This is a genomic window from Nocardia uniformis NBRC 13702 (assembly GCF_001613345.1).
Taxonomy (GTDB): Bacteria; Actinomycetota; Actinomycetes; order Mycobacteriales; family Mycobacteriaceae; genus Nocardia; species Nocardia uniformis.
This window is the reverse complement of the sequence record NZ_BDCE01000107.1, coordinates 1-14,568: the sequence shown is the minus strand read 5'-3', so window position 1 is coordinate 14,568 and position 14,568 is coordinate 1. Positions and strand designations below refer to the sequence as shown.

Annotated in this window: 15 protein-coding genes; 7 read left to right on the top strand and 8 right to left on the bottom strand. The window is 64.5% G+C overall.

Features of this window, described 5'->3' with window-relative positions; genetic code table 11:
* Nucleotides 1–6: 6 nt before the first annotated feature.
* Nucleotides 7–891, top strand: coding sequence for a 3-hydroxybutyryl-CoA dehydrogenase (locus NU1_RS36325; RefSeq protein WP_067528768.1), 885 nt, complete (start codon nt 7–9; stop codon nt 889–891).
* A 300-nt stretch (nt 892–1,191) separates the two neighbouring features.
* A complete protein-coding gene (metE, locus tag NU1_RS36320; protein ID WP_067528767.1) occupies nt 1,192–3,504 on the top strand; it encodes a 5-methyltetrahydropteroyltriglutamate--homocysteine S-methyltransferase in 2,313 nt (770 codons plus the stop codon).
* A gap of 146 nt (nt 3,505–3,650) precedes the next feature.
* Here metE and NU1_RS36315 read toward each other — a convergent pair whose 3' ends face one another.
* Nucleotides 3,651–4,028, bottom strand: coding sequence for an SgcJ/EcaC family oxidoreductase (locus NU1_RS36315; RefSeq protein WP_067528766.1), 378 nt, complete (start codon nt 4,026–4,028; stop codon nt 3,651–3,653).
* 139 nt (nt 4,029–4,167) lie between these two features.
* Here NU1_RS36315 and NU1_RS36310 point away from each other — a divergent pair, with 139 nt between their 5' ends.
* Nucleotides 4,168–4,365 (top strand): antitoxin, encoded by a 198-nt coding sequence (locus NU1_RS36310; RefSeq protein WP_067528765.1) that lies wholly within the window; start codon nt 4,168–4,170, stop codon nt 4,363–4,365.
* 238 nt (nt 4,366–4,603) lie between these two features.
* On the opposite strand, the gene NU1_RS36305 is transcribed toward NU1_RS36310, so the two are convergent.
* Together NU1_RS36305 and NU1_RS36300 are read right to left on the bottom strand one after the other, a co-directional pair.
* Complete coding sequence (locus NU1_RS36305) at nt 4,604–4,933, bottom strand: hypothetical protein (RefSeq protein ID WP_157553483.1); 330 nt, start codon at nt 4,931–4,933, stop codon at nt 4,604–4,606.
* A gap of 139 nt (nt 4,934–5,072) precedes the next feature.
* Entirely contained in the window at nt 5,073–6,269 is a 1,197-nt protein-coding gene (locus NU1_RS36300; protein WP_245720474.1) for an AI-2E family transporter, read from the bottom strand.
* A gap of 214 nt (nt 6,270–6,483) precedes the next feature.
* Between NU1_RS36300 and NU1_RS36295 the strand changes: the two genes are divergently transcribed.
* Entirely contained in the window at nt 6,484–7,263 is a 780-nt protein-coding gene (locus NU1_RS36295) for a phosphotransferase family protein (RefSeq protein WP_170264336.1), read from the top strand.
* Nucleotides 7,264–7,281: 18 nt separating this feature from the next.
* Here NU1_RS36295 and NU1_RS36290 read toward each other — a convergent pair whose 3' ends face one another.
* The gene (locus NU1_RS36290; protein ID WP_067528763.1) at nt 7,282–7,947 is read right to left on the bottom strand and encodes a class I SAM-dependent methyltransferase; all 666 of its coding nucleotides are present in this window, start codon (nt 7,945–7,947) and stop codon (nt 7,282–7,284) included.
* Between the two features lie 201 nt (nt 7,948–8,148).
* Between NU1_RS36290 and NU1_RS36285 the strand changes: the two genes are divergently transcribed.
* Nucleotides 8,149–8,583, top strand: coding sequence for an SDR family NAD(P)-dependent oxidoreductase (locus tag NU1_RS36285; protein WP_249384965.1), 435 nt, complete (start codon nt 8,149–8,151; stop codon nt 8,581–8,583).
* Nucleotides 8,584–8,678: 95 nt separating this feature from the next.
* On the opposite strand, the gene NU1_RS36280 is transcribed toward NU1_RS36285, so the two are convergent.
* On the bottom strand, nt 8,679–9,086 hold the full coding sequence (locus NU1_RS36280; RefSeq protein WP_067528762.1) for a DUF3592 domain-containing protein: 408 nt from the start codon (nt 9,084–9,086) through the stop codon (nt 8,679–8,681).
* 159 nt (nt 9,087–9,245) lie between these two features.
* Between NU1_RS36280 and NU1_RS36275 the strand changes: the two genes are divergently transcribed.
* Nucleotides 9,246–9,839, top strand: a complete 594-nt coding sequence (locus NU1_RS36275) for a TIGR03086 family metal-binding protein (protein ID WP_067528817.1) — start codon at nt 9,246–9,248, stop codon at nt 9,837–9,839.
* Nucleotides 9,840–9,878: 39 nt separating this feature from the next.
* Here the strand turns inward: NU1_RS36275 and NU1_RS36270 are convergent, their stop codons facing one another.
* Together NU1_RS36270 and NU1_RS36265 are read right to left on the bottom strand one after the other, a co-directional pair.
* Nucleotides 9,879–10,670 (bottom strand): AAA family ATPase, encoded by a 792-nt coding sequence (locus NU1_RS36270; RefSeq protein WP_067528760.1) that lies wholly within the window; start codon nt 10,668–10,670, stop codon nt 9,879–9,881.
* A 513-nt stretch (nt 10,671–11,183) separates the two neighbouring features.
* Nucleotides 11,184–11,648 carry a recombinase family protein gene (locus NU1_RS36265; RefSeq protein WP_245720473.1) on the bottom strand — a complete coding sequence of 155 codons (465 nt, stop codon included), beginning with the start codon at nt 11,646–11,648 and terminating at the stop codon, nt 11,184–11,186.
* 40 nt (nt 11,649–11,688) lie between these two features.
* Between NU1_RS36265 and NU1_RS36260 the strand changes: the two genes are divergently transcribed.
* Nucleotides 11,689–12,996 (top strand): serine hydrolase domain-containing protein, encoded by a 1,308-nt coding sequence (locus NU1_RS36260; RefSeq protein ID WP_067528756.1) that lies wholly within the window; start codon nt 11,689–11,691, stop codon nt 12,994–12,996.
* Here NU1_RS36260 and NU1_RS44535 read toward each other — a convergent pair.
* A complete protein-coding gene (locus tag NU1_RS44535) occupies nt 12,977–14,218 on the bottom strand; it encodes a helix-turn-helix domain-containing protein (protein ID WP_503826559.1) in 1,242 nt (413 codons plus the stop codon). The two genes, NU1_RS36260 and NU1_RS44535, sit on opposite strands and share 20 nt — an antisense overlap.
* Between the last annotated feature and the right edge of the window lie 350 nt (nt 14,219–14,568).

The following is a 14,568-nucleotide window of genomic DNA, read 5'->3' as shown; positions in this document are numbered from 1 at the left end:
GCGACCGTGAGCAGCGAAAAGATTCAGCGCGTTGGAATTATCGGCGCCGGACAGATGGGCGCGGGCATCGCAGAGGTTTGCGCCCGGGCGCATGTCGATGTGCTCGTGTTCGAACAGACCCGGGAATTGGCCGCCGCCGGCCGTGCCCGCATCCTGCGGTCCCTCGATCGCGCCGTGTCCAGCGGCAAGATCACCGAGCGCGAGCGTGAACAGACCGCCTGGCGACTGCGCTTCACCTCCGACCTCGCCGACTTCGCCGACCGTCAACTGGTCGTCGAGGCCGTGCTGGAGAACGAAGATGTGAAGACCGCCATCTTCTCCGAGCTCGACAAGGTCGTCACCGACCCGAATGCGGTGCTGGCCTCCAACACCTCCTCCATTCCGATCATGAAGATCGCGGTGGCCACCAATAACCCCGAGCGGGTCGTGGGCATGCACTTCTTCAACCCGGTGCCGGTGCTGCCGCTCGTCGAGCTGGTCACCACCCTGAAGACCAGCGAATCGGTCTCCAAGCGCGCCGAGGCCTTCGCCTCCGATGTGCTGGGCAAGCAGGTCGTGCGCTCCGCCGACCGCTCCGGCTTCGTGGTCAACGCGCTGCTGGTGCCGTACCTGCTCTCGGCCATTCGCATGGTCGAATCCGGTTTCGCCACCAAGGAAGATGTCGACAAGGCCATGGTGCTGGGCTGTGCCCACCCGATGGGCCCGCTCGCCCTGACCGACCTGGTCGGCCTCGACACGGTGAAGTCCATCGCCGACTCCATGTACGCCGAGTTCAAGGAGCCGCTGTACAGCGCGCCGCCGCTGCTCATGCGCATGGTCGAGGCGGGTCTGCTGGGCAAGAAGGCCGGAACGGGCTTCTACCAGTACTCTTCCGCCGCTCCGCGTAATTAGCGCACGGCTGGAGCCGTCGTGCACGTGTGCCGGCGGACAGGGTCGGGCACCGATTTCTGCCAGTAAACCGCTGAGGTCCTTGAAACATCCCGGGCAACTCGGCGCAGTCGCGCAGTCTGGATCTTGGTCGCGAAAAGGCGACAACTGATCTCGTAAGGGCTGGGTAACTCGCCGGGTACGCCCAAAATAGGGTTCGAACTCGACCGCCGGCACGCGTGCATAACTGACGACGGCTCTAAGCTGGGCGCTGAATACGCGGAGAGGCGGGGGAGTCCGCAGCTCGGAAGGAGTGTCCCGCTCATGGTCAACGTTGCCGACGGCTTCGGATCGAGCATCCTTGGTTATCCCCGCATCGGTCCGCACCGGGAGCTCAAGCGCGCCTTGGAGTCCTACTGGCACGGCACGCTGTCTCGCGATGAACTGATCGCAGTCGGCCGGGAGATCCAGGAATCCCAATACCTCGAGTTGGCCGCTACCGGGCTCACCCAGGTGCCCGGAAACACCTTCTCCTTCTACGACCACATTCTCGACAACGCGCTGCTGTTCGGCGCGGTGCCGAAGCGGTTCGAGGCGGAGCGCGAGGGTCTGCATCCGCTCGACTTCTACTTCCTCATGGCGCGTGGGCGGCCCGATCTGCCGCCGCTGGAACTGGTGCGGCTGTTCAATACCCCGTATCACTACCGGCAGCCCGAACTGGACGCCGACACCGAATTCTCACTGCACCCCGAGGCGCTGCTCGACGAATTCGATCGCGCCAAGGCCGAAGGCATCGAACTGCGGCCCGTCGTCCTCGGCCCGCTGTCGCTGCTGCTGCTGTCGAAGACCGGACATGTGCCCGGTGAGACCGAATTCGACAAGCTGGTGCTGCTCGACAAGCTGCTGCCGGTCTACGAGGAACTGTTCGAGGCGCTGGCCAAGCGCGGGGCGACCTGCGTGCAGTTGGATGAGCCGTGCTTCACCAGTGAGCGCTCGCCGTCGACGCTGGAACTGTTCGAGAAGACCTACCAGCGGTTGTCCACCTCCGCGATGCGTCCGCGACTGCTCGTCACCGGACAGTACGGCGACTTCGGTGAGGCGCTGGAGATTCTGGCCCGCACCAAGGTGGAGGCCATCGGTCTCGACCTGGCCAATCACCGGATCCATCCGGATGAGCTGGCGCAGATTCCGGGCATCGGCCGCAAGCGGCTCTACGCCGGGGTCATCAGCGGCACCAATGTGTGGCGCGCGGACCGCCATTTCACCCTCGACTACCTGAACGCGCTGTCGAAGGTCTGCCCCGATCTGGTCGTCTCCACCGGCACCACGCTGCTGCACGTGCCCCAGGACCTCCTGGTCGAATACGACCTCGAAGAGCATGTCGCCGACCGCCTCGCCTTCGCGAAACAGAAGGTCCTGGAGGTGGTTTCGCTGGCCAAGGCGCTCACCGAGGGTCCCTCGGAGAAGTGGCGCAAGCGGCCGACGTCGGTGCACTTCAAGCAGAAGCACGCCGTGCGGCACCGGGTGTACAACATCACCGACCAGATGCGCGAACGCGAACCGTACGAGGTGCGCAAGGTCGCGCAGCAGGAGCGACTGAATCTGCCGCTGGTGCCCGCCACCACGCTCGGTTCCTTCCCGCAGACCACCGCGATTCGCCAGGCGCGTTACGACCTCAGCCAGGGACGACTGTCCTACGAGGAGTACCGCAAGCGCATCGAAGCCGAGATCGAGTCCACCATCCGCCTGCAGGAGGACATCGGCCTCGATGTGCTGGTGCACGGTGAGCACGAGCGCAACGACATGATCCAGTACTTCGCGGAGCTCCTCGATGGCTTCGCGACCACCCACTTCGGTTGGGTGCAGGTGTACGGATCCCGTTGCGTGCGACCGCCGATCCTGTACGGCGATGTGGAGCGGCCGAAGGCGATGTCGGTGGAGTGGGCCACCTACGCGCAGTCACTGACCGATAAGCCGGTCAAGGGCATTGTCACCGGCCCCGTCACCATGCTGGCGCGTTCGTTCGTGCGCCAGGACCAGCCGCTGTTCGATACGGCCGACCAAGTGGCGCTCGCCATTCGGGACGAAGTGGTGGATCTGGAGAAGGCGGGCATCGCCATCATCCAGGTGGACGAGCCGTCCATCCGCGAACTGCTGCCCCTGCGCCCGAAGGGCCGCCCCGAATACCTGCGCTGGGCGGTCGGCGCCTTCAAGCTGGCCACCTCCGGAGTCAAGGCCGACACTCAAATCCACACGCACATCGGCTATTCCAGCCGCGAGGACGTGGTGAAGGCCATCGAGGAACTCGACGCCGACGTCACCGCCATCGTCGCCACCCGTTCCATCGAATGGGTGCTCAACTCCCTCAAGGACGACTGCGCCGAAGGCGTCGGCCTCTCACACGGTGTCGGCCCCGGCGTGTACGAAAGTCGTTCCGCCCGCATCCCGGATATCGACGAACTGGATAAACTGCTGACCGCAGCGGCGGAAGCCGTTACGCCACAGCGCCTTTGGGCCAACCCGGACGGTGGTTTGAAGACCCGCCACCACTGGCAGCTCGACCCGTCGCTGCGCAATATGGTCGCCGCGGCCCGCCGCGTGCGTCGTCGCGCGGAAGCCGCGGAGAAGAGTACGTAGCCCGTCGCGCGTAAAGCTGGTCGGCGCACGGACTTTCGAGTCCGTGCGCCGCTTGCTTTGTTCGGTCCTACTGAGCTCGAGCCCGTGCTGTCGCCCACTCTCTCGTCATGGCGGGGGCGGCAGGCGACATCGCGTGGAGAAACTCGTTAGCCGGTGCTGACCGGGGTGTTTTGGCCGAGGCGGATTCGCCATTCGGTATTGCGTTTCTCGGCGGTCAGGATGAGGACTCCGTGCATCGGATCGATGCCGTCTCGGGTGCGCTGCCGCGCCACTATCTGTACCACCGTGGGGGCGAGTGGGACGGTCGCCTCATGGCCGTATCGGACGCTGATGTTGTGCAGGGGCCCGCCTGCGGCGAAGACGAAGCGCTGCTTGGCAAGTAGTTCGGAGCGGTCGGTGACCAGTGCGCCGCTGAAGTTGACGAAGGTGCAGTCGTCCCAGAAGAGAGCGTTCATGGCGTCGGCGTCATTGGTGTTGAACGCGTTTTCGTACTGTGCCAACAGGTGCAGGGGTTCGGCGGTCATATCGCGAATCTAGAACCTCGATGTAACTCGAGGTCAAGTCGATCTTGTCACAGGTCGACGGGCCGTGGGTGGTCCGCAGTGTGCTGGGGCTGCCGGGTTAGCCTGACCGCGCAAGTGATTCGAGTTCAGGAGGTCGGCTGTGGGTTTGTTCGACAATGTGAAGAATGCGGCGGGGAAGGCTGCTGATCTGGCGGCGCAGCATGCCGACAAGTTGGAGCCGGCGGTGGACAAGGTCGGGGATATGGTCGACCAGAAGACGGCGGGTAAGTACGCCGAACATGTCGACAAGGTGCAGGATGCGGCCAAGAAAGCCTTGCGCGAGTCGGGTAGGCAGTAGCGTCGAGGCACAATCATTGGGCGACCGACGGCTACGCTGCCGTCGGCTTCGCTACTGCCACACCGCTGTTCGTGGTGCCGTCGGCGGTGACGGCACCGGTTCGGCCCCTGGTCGACACGGTTGACGCGGCCGTCGTCAGGTTCGTCGGCGGGGACGTCTCTATGGTTCTCGGCTGAGCCGGCTTCGGATTCATAGGCTCGGCCGTCCGTGGGGTCACGGCCGTGGTCTGCTGGGCGGGCTACCAGCCGCGGTTGCCGTGGTTACCGCTGCCGTGGTTGCCGCCGTGTTTTCCGCCGCCGTGCTTGCTGCCGCCGTGGCTATTGCTGCCGTGTTTGCCGCTGCGGTTGTTGTCATGGTTCCGGTTGTTGTTCTTGTGATCCCGGTTCCAGCGGTCGCTGTAGTGCTTCCAGCAGTAGTTCCAGTCGTAGCCGTGGCTGTTCTTGTCGCAGTAGTACTCGTAGCCGCGGCCATTGTCGGCGGCGGCGACACCGGCGGTGGCGACACCCATCCCGGAGGTGAGGGCGGCCGCGGCGAGAGCAATGGTGATTCGTTTGGCGAGGAGGGACATTGGTGCTCCGATCTCTTCGGTGACGGTTCCGGTGGTGGCTCCGTCGGTGCACACAATGTTCCGGTCTCGGGGCGCTCCGGTCTGTCGGCGCGTGCACAGCCGTTGTGTATCCGCGCCGACACTTCTGGACCGGGTATTGCTACTTTTGCCGCTTCTTCATGAAGAGCTCGCGCAACGGCTTGCGCTGTGGACGAGCGGGGTTCGTGGATATGGTTGGCTCGTGCACCTCGTAGCGGCGGATGTAGGCCCCGATGAATGCCTGCCCTGTCGCCGTCACCGGTATTGCCAAGAGCGCACCGGTCGCGCCGAATAGCGCCGCGCCCGCCAGTACCGCACCGAAGGCCACGGCGGGATGCATATCCAGCGTCGAGGCGGTGATACGTGGTTGCAGCACATAGTTTTCGAACTGCTGGTAGAGCACGATGAACAGCAGTATCCACAGCGCGGTGCGCGGGCTCTGGCCGAGCGCCACGATCACCGGCAGCGCGCCCGCGATATAGGTGCCGACCGTCGGAATGAACTGCGACACCACACCCACGAACAGTGCCAACGCGAACGCCGACGGCAGATCGAGCACCCGCATGGCCGCGTAGTGCGCGATTGTCGCGCAGAGGGCAAGCAGTGCACGGGAATACAGGTATCCGCCGGTCTTCTCGACGGCGATATCCCAGGCCCGCAATACATGCTTCTGACGGTGCGGCGGCAGCAGTGAGCAGACCGCATGACGGAAACGCGGACCGTCGGCGGCGAAGTAGTAGGTGAACAGCAGCACACCCAGCGCCTGGAAGAGCACCCCGAGCGCGGTGGTGCCGATACCCCACACATCACCCGCGAGCCCAACGACGTACCCCTCCAACGAGGAGCTCATCTCGGCGGCCTTGTTCTGGATATCGGTGCCCGAATAGTCGGTGTCGAACGTCGAATTGATCCAGCTCACAACATCATCGGCATACCGCGGCGCATTGTCCACCAGCGCCGAAACCTGATCCACCACCAGCTCACCGAGCGTCCAGATGAAGCTGACCGCCACTACGACAATGCCCAGAAACACCACCCCGGTAGCGGGCCCGCGCCGCCACCCCCGCGCCGCCAGCCAGTTCACCGCCGGTTCGATGGCGAACGCCAGAAACAGCGAGACCACCAGTATTGTTAGCAGCCCCTTCAGCTCCGTCAGCGTCCAGAAGGCGAGGAACAACCCGCCAACCGTCACCGCCGCCAGTAAATAGGCACGCGGCAACCAGCTCGGCACCATGGCCGAGCCGGAACCTCGATCGGACCGGTCTTCCCGCTCGGATTCACGATCCTCTTGCTCGGCCACACCTTCTCGCTCGGACACAACGGCCAACGTAGCCGCGAATCACTGATTACCGCACCCGCACCATCCGCGTGTCACTCGGTCGCGGTGTCGGTCGGCCAGCAGAGTTCGCGGTGAGGTCGTGGCGGTCGACACCGTCCGGCCTGGATCGCGCAAGAACTCGCGGATTCGCGGAGCCCCACCGGACATTTGCCCGCGATCAATCCCGGCGACGTTGGCGCTCATCCTCGCGATAATGACCGACGTGGAGGAAGTCGAGGTTGTCGTCGCCCATCACGAGCGCGCGACCTTGCGCGTCGGTGACGTATTTCTAAAGATCGACGCTGATCAGGCGCGCACCGACATCGAGGTCGAGGCGATGGCCAGGGCGCCGATCCCGACTCCGGAGGTGCTGTGGCGCAAGCCGCCCGTGGTCGCGCTCGCCGCGCTACCCGGGACGGCACTCGGCCGCCTCGGCGAACCGTCGACCGCATCGGCGGGGGCGTGGGTCGCGGCGGGTGCCGCCCTACGGGTGCTGCACGACGCGCCACTGCCGCCGTGGTCTGGCCGCAGCCTTGACGAGACGACATCCCAGCTCGACAGCGAATGCGCGTGGCTCGTCACGAACGGCGTGCTTCCTCCCGAGGTGGTCATGCACAACCGCCGGGTTGCCGAGGCCGCGCTCCGGCCGTGGCAACCGGTGTTCACGCACGGTGACCTGCAACTCTCCCATGTGTTCGTCGACGGTGACGAGATCACCGGCGTGATCGACTGGTCCGAGGCGGCCCCGGGCGATGCCCTGTTCGACCTCGCCACCTTGACGCTCGGACATCAGGAGCGTCTCGGCGACGTTATCGCGGGCTACGGCACCGACGTCGACCTCGACGTGATCCGCGCCTGGTGGTCACTGCGCAGCCTGCTGGGGGTCCGCTGGTTGGTCGAGCACGGCTTCGACCCGACCTCGCCGGGCTGTGAGGTCGACGTGCTGAGGGCCCGAGCCATGCGAGACCTACGGGAACTGAACAGCCGGGCATGAGTGTCGTGTACGGCGAGATCAGCTTTCGGGATCGCCGACCTGACGGCGCGCGAGAATGATTCCCCCCAGCTGGCTTTCGGCTGAGGTGAGAGTTCTGGATGCCTCGATGGCGAAGCCGGATGCCTCGAGCCACGCACACATATGGCTGAGCTGGCGACGATGGACGTAGAGGTTCATTGCATGCCCGCCGTAGCCCCGCGTCATCAAGTGCGACTCGTCTCCGACGTGGAAGCCGACCAACAGTGGCCCGCCGGGGCGAAGCACTCGCTGGAAATGCGCGAGCACCGAACCGATCTCATCATCCGGGATGTGGATCAGCGAGTACCACGCGACCAGTCCCGACATCGAGGCGTCCGCTAGCGCGAGGTTCGTCATGGATCCGAGGTCGAATCGGAGATCGGGGAAATCACGCCGAGCTACCTCGATCATGCTGGGCGACAGGTCGATTCCGAACACGTCCACGCCCAGTCGACTCAGGTGAGCCGTGATCCTGCCCGTCCCACATCCCACGTCCGCGACCGGCCCGCCGCCCTGGACACGCACCAGATCGGCGAATAGCGATAGGGCAGCACGCTCTTCGGGCGATTCATCCAGGAGGTGACGCGTCAGTTCTGCGTAACTGGCCGCGACGGTGTTGTACGACGCCCGCGTGTCTTCCAGCCAGCCGTCGGTATTCGGAACCATTCCCACGACCGCAGCATAGCGCGCCGGTCAAAGCGGCGATCCCCCGGCTAGAAAAGTCTGGATCGATTGTGCCACAGCTGATTTCGATGCTCCTAGTGTCACTGTATCCGATTCGGCACTGCCGGGCTTGCTACCGCACGCGGTATCTGCTCAGGGCTGGGCGCGCTGTCCGACCGTCTTGCGACGCCGCTGATCAGTGGCATGTGTCACAGTGCCGTGCTGTCACAGGGGGGGCGCTCGAGGCGTCTAGCGATCGTTCAACTTCCATCCAATGCCCTGCTACCGCTGCTGGTGCGGTCACCGTCGCCGCGCATCGTCAATGTCGCCAGCCACGCCGCGTCGGTGACCCTCGTCAGCGATCCGAACGGCCCCTTCGCCGGGCTGCTGCCCTCGGCTGCATACACCCCGTCCAAAGCCGCGCTCACCGCGCTGACCGTGCAGTACGCCAACGAATTACGCAAGGAGAGCATCCTTGTCAATGCCGTAGCCCCCGGCTACGTCGACACCGACAGCAACAATCACACCGGATTCCTGACGATCGCGCAGGGCGCCGCGGTCCTGGTGCGGCTGGCGACTGTCGGCGCGGACGGACCGACCGGTGGATTCTTCAGCGAGGACGGCCCACTGCCCTGGTGACGATTCGGACCAGCCCATCATGCAGCTCAGGCTGAAATCGCCGATCCCACAACGCGAGGCGTTGAAGCTGCCGGTGGCCATAGCCGGTTCGCAATTCAGAGTAGGTAGCGTACTCCCTCGGTCAGAATGAAAACTCCGAGCACCGTAAGTGCTGGTGCGAGAGCGAGTTTCGCGCCGTGCACGCCGGTGCGTTCGGCGTATCCCCACGGATTCTCCGGGTCGTAAACGATCCCGAGCGTCCGGCCTACCCGCGGCCCGCGTCCCGCGTAGAACGAACTGCTCGCCCGCACCCGCTCACCACGGTCGGTGACGAACTCGAAAACACCCGACCGGGCCGTCACTCCGGGATCCGCCGCTCCCCACTGCTGTGTCCCGACTACCACCGCCGTGGTGCGACGCAGCCGTCGCCGCATCCGCAACCAGGCGGTCACCTCGCGCACCACCCCTGTGAGTATCACCAGTCCGACGGCGATCGCAAGGATGGCCTGAAAGCCTGCGTGCATTATTCACCCCCGAAAATGCTTGGCTGCGTACATTTTACAGACACGAACAGGCAAACCATGACGCCCGAGCGGGTACGCCGAATCGAGGTAGGGCTCCATGCTCCCCAGCCGTGCTCGCGGGTGGTTCCGGTGTCGGTGCACCCTTCTAAGGTCGCCATCATGACGACCACACCGCCAGTTGACGATCCGCGCCCAGTCTTCGCCCGGGCGGTGGATCAAGCCGAGAAGCAGGTCGAAGCGGTGCGTCCCGACGAACTCGGCAACAGCACACCCTGCGCCGACTACGACGTACGCGCGCTGCTCGGACACATGATCTCGGTGCTGTACAAGATTGCCAGGGTCGGGGCCGGAGGGGACGCACGGGAGATCGCCGACGTGATCGACGGCATCGCCGACACCGACTGGGCCGACGCATTCACCAAGGCGCGCAGCGACGTCGAGCGAGTCTGGGCCGCCGACGAGATGCTCGACCGCATGGTCACCCTGCCGTGGGCAACCCTGCCCGGCCGCGTCGCCCTGGACGCGTACACCCATGAGTTCACGGCGCATGCCTGGGACCTCGCCCATGCCACCGGACGGCTCAGCGAACTGGACCCGGACCTTGCCGTACGGGCGTTGGATGCGTTCCCGAAGTTCGCCCCGCCGGAAACACGCAGCGGACAGGGGCCATTCGGTCCGGCCATCGCGGTGTCCGCCGACGCCGACGCCTACATCCGGCTGGCCGCCTACCTGGGCCGTCGGCCCGGCAGATAGCCGATAGCCCCGTCGGTGCTGTGCGGTCGGATGTGCGTGTCAGCGCGCGCCGGGCTCGTCATCATCGTCGCTCAACAGGTACCGCAGGAACTTGTCGGGGGCGGCGAGGAAGTCGCGAGTGAGCCGGACCGGCAGTGCCTGGTCGTAGTTCACCGCGCCGATGCTGCCGTCGTCGGCGATCTCGAGGATGGCCGCACCCGGCAGCGCGAGCAGGATCGGGGAATGGGTGGCCACAATGATCTGGCATCCCTGGTCGGTGAGTTCGGCCAAGCGCGCGAGCACGGCCATGCATCCACGAACCGACAGCGCTGCCTCCGGCTCGTCCAGCAGATACAGGCCCCGCGGCCCGAAGCGATGGGTCAGCAGGTCGACGAATGATTCACCGTGGGAGCGTTCGTGCGGCGAGACGCCGCCGTAGGCGGGTAATAGCGGCGGACCGCCCGCCCGGTCGAGTCGTTCGATCTCCGACGCCACGTTGTAGTACGACTCGGCGCGCAGGAAGAATCCGGAGCGCGGCTTGCTGGTACTCCGGTGCAGGACCAGATGATCACCCAGTGACGACTCGCTGGCGCGGGTGGCGAATCGGAAATTGCGGCTGCCGCCCTCCGGATTGAATCCCGCCGCGACCGCGATCGCCTCGAGCAGGGTCGACTTACCGGAGCCGTTCTCTCCCACCAGGAATGTGACTCCGGGCGGAAGCACCATGCCACCAGAGTCGGCCAGGTACCGCACAGCGGGCAGGGTGAACGGGTAGTGGTCGGACAGGCCGTCTGGTGGCAACAGCACTCGCCGGATGAACCCACCCCGCGACGTGAAACGGTCACCGCTCACCGGACTCGTCCTCCGTCACAACATCACACCGTACGTGACAAGGCCATAAGCTCGGCCGGACGAAGATCGCCCTCCGCACCTACGACTGCATCTGTAGCTCTACCGAAGAAGGCCGGGGGCGACGCGCGGTGCGTATCAGAATCAGCACGCTGCCGCCGTCGATGACGATTATCTCGCCGGTAACCCAGGACGACGCAGGCTCGGCGAGGCGGGTGATCCAGGGAACGAAGATGGACTGATGCCGGCGTTAGCATGGTCGCGGCGTCGATAACTCAACTACCCGAACTTGATCTAGCCCGATCGCGAGGTCCGAGAGGAAGTTTATTCATTGCCGAGTGGTCCAAATATTCCATCCAGCTCTGTCCGAGCGGCGTTCCAGCTGCGGAACCAGGGCTGTGTAGTAGTGCTTCGCGTCGCAGGCGTCGGGACACTCCTCGTGCAGGTATCTGCCCCGCCTCGCTTGCTCTAGGTTTTTCACCGGGTAGCAGGGCGCATCGTGACTGATGTAGCTGTTCAAGGTTTCAGCTCCCAACGCGCGGTGCTGCGGGGAAGTGACTGCTCCGGCGAAACAGTGATGATGGTGGCGACGGCTTGCAGCTCTGTCGGGATCTGGCCGCCGGCGAAGTGGTCCACGCTGGGCACGACCACCGCGTCGGCATGTGTGCGCTCTACGGCGATCCGCAGTCGATGTAGCGGTTGGTCGGTGTTCGATCCGAACACGAAAATCTTGCACAGGTCATATCCGAACTTGGCTGCAAGGCTGCGCACTTGATTCTCATCCCAGTCCTTACGAACACCGGAGATGTCGCGGCGCAGATATCCGACCGCGCGCGGTCTCGTCATGTTGATGTTTCCTCTCGCTGCTACACAGCCAGTCCCCGGAATCTCATCGGGCGTTGTGTCCAGCGTGTCCGGGAGGGACATTCGCGGGAAGGGGAATGATGCGGACAAAGAATTTGTCTGCATCAGGCCGATCAACGCTGTATGGGATGCTGAGATCAGGGACGGAGAGGGGCCTATGGACACCGACCTCCAGTCGACGGTGGCGGCTTATGTAGCCCGTGAACAGGGCGTCGGGCGATTGCCCAGTCTGACTGTCGCGGTCGGTGTGGGTGGCGTACTGCTCGCGGAGGCGTCGGCGGGCTTCGCTGATATCGAGAACCGTGTGCACGCCAGCGGCGAGAACAGCTACCGGATCGGCTCGATTACCAAGACCTTTACCGCAGCGCTGACTTTGTTGTTGTGCGCACGTGGCGATCTGGATCTCGAAGCCCCGATCGGCCGATACCTGACCGGCACATCATTCGGACACCTCCCGCTCCGAATGTTGCTCTCGCACACCAGCGGTCTGCAACGGGAAGCCCCCGTCGACATGTGGGAGAGCATGCAGGGACCGTCGGTCACCGAGCTTCTGGACGCTTTCGATCGTGTGGAAACAGTCGCCGCACCGGGGCAGAGATGGCACTACTCCAACCTGGGTTATGCCGTCATCGGACAGATCATCGAACATGTCACCGGACAACCCTGCGAAACCGCGATCGACCAGATGCTGCTCGCGCCTTTGGAATTGACCCGCACGAGCTGGGGTACACCCCGAAATGCCGTCGTCGGGTATCGCCTCGATCCGTACGCTGACGCTGTCCATCGCGAGCCCGTCATGGATCAAGGCGCAGTCGGTATGGGTGGCCAATTATGGTCCACGCCAGGAGATTTACTGCGCTGGGGGCACACTCTGTGCGGTGGCGAACCGGACATTGTGCCGCCCGAGGTGATCAACGCAATGCATACCTTGCAGGTCATGGTCGATACCCGCACATGGAAACGAGGCTGGGGCTTGGGGCTGATCCTCGAACAGCGCGCCGACCGTGTCCTAGCTGGTCACACCGGCGCTATGCCGGGCTTCCAATCCGCCCTGAGCATCGACAGAGACAGCGGTACCGCTGTGGTCGCCCTCACCAACGCGACACGTGGCATCGCGCTCAATGAGCTCACCACTCGGATAGCCGTGGAAGCGATCGCTGCTCGATCCGTGCCCACCGAGCCAGCCTGGGAGCCCGCGCTGCCGTGCCCGGATGACGTGCGAGCGATCCTTGGCAGCTGGTGGTCCGAATCCGACGAAACAGTGCTCCAGTGGCGCCGTGATGGTCTGCACGCCTGCCTCGCCTCCAATCCCGCGACCAGCGATACACGGTTCAGCGTGGAAGCACCTGGACGCTTCCGGGCGGTCGCTGGCCGTCTGCAGGGAGAGTCGCTGATTCTCACCAGCTCCACGGACGGCATCGAATTGCGGTGGGCAACTTACCCACTCACGCGCGCCCCGCGATGAACTCGTGGAGCCGCTCTCGAGTGGCCGTGACAGCGACGTCGCGAGCCTCCGCCCGCATCTTCATATCGATTGAACGGAACATCCGAATCACCCGAGGAGTGATCGGCCCCGGTTCCGCATAATCGAGCGTTTGCTCGAGGCTGACGACCGCAGCTTCGATGTCGCCCAGTCGGAATTTCGCTTCTGCGTACTCGAGCTGCCAGATAATCTTGTTGCGTACGAACATGATTGGGCTTGTGGACTCCTGTTCCCGCAATAACTCCGCAGCCTGGCGGGGGTTTCCCAGATCGAGCCAACACGAACCCCGATGCCCGGCCAAGGCCGCCTCGTCGAATACCGCCAGCCAATTCGGGTCCGGCTCCTCGGCCCGATGGCGTTCGAGCTCGGTCTCCGCGTCGGCTAGCATCTGCACACACAGCTCTGCCTCGCCCATCCGCGCATGTGCGCGGGCAGCGATAGTCGCGACAAAAGCCGTCAGGCGTCGGTTGCTACTGCGCTTCGCCCAGGCCAGCGAGCCATACGCCCGCTCCGCGCCCAATGTGGGATCACCGCCCCAGGTGCTCATGAACCCCGCGTTCGGGCCTCCGATATAGGCAACAAGATCCAGAGCGCCCGCGCGTTCGGCGGCGGACTTTGCCCTACTGAACGTGCGCTCTGCACCGGCCACGTGACCCTGGTCGAACAGCATCCAACCCGCGAGCTGATACGCCTCCGCCACAATCCGCAATAGCGGTTTCCGTTGAGCCGGAGCTACTTTCGATACGACCGCCTCGGCGGCTTCGGCATGACCGACAACTTCACGTAGGCGATCCGCTGTCATGCCGTGGTCAGCAGCGCGGACCTCCATGATCAGATTCCGTATCTGCTCCACAGCTGCGTCTGGCGAGAGGGGTACCGCCACCAGACTTTTGGTGACTCGGAAGTCGACGAACAACGCCGCGAGGCGTTTCAATTCGCCCCGAGTCTCGAGAACGGCGTCGAGACGTTCCACCAGGTCCGAGTGAGGTCGACGTTGCCCCTTCTCGATCTTTCCGAGCAGATCGCCGCTGACAAGGACAAGCTGTCCGAGTTCTCGCAATGATCGATTCGACTGAACGCGCCGATCGCGCAATTCGGCACCGAAGGCCGCTGCGGCGGACGTTCGTGGATCGAGTTCACGAGGGGCCTGTCCCACAGGGCGATTATTCTCCTGCGGAGCCGAACTCGCGGGCGAAGGCGCCATCCAGGGTCTCGGTGACCGCATCACCTGTCGTTCAGGTGTTGAACGAATGCAGGCCAGCCAGGCACAGGGTCTGCTGGGCGTCGAACCATTCGAAGTTGCTGACCGGCTGGAATCCTAGGCGGATCGCGAGTCCCAGTGAGCGTTCGTTGGCCGTCTGGGGCGTGATGAGGCCTGGCTGGTCGGGGAGTTCGTCTGCGGCGGCGCACACGTGAGTCGCGACCACTCGTCATGGCGGCGTATCCGAGGCCGAGCCCGGCGGCTCGTTCGGTGTCAGGTATTCACCTGGGTGGTGGAACTGGTTGGTGCGGGGGCGGCGGTGCCGGTCGTAGTAGTCGGGTGGAATCCATTGT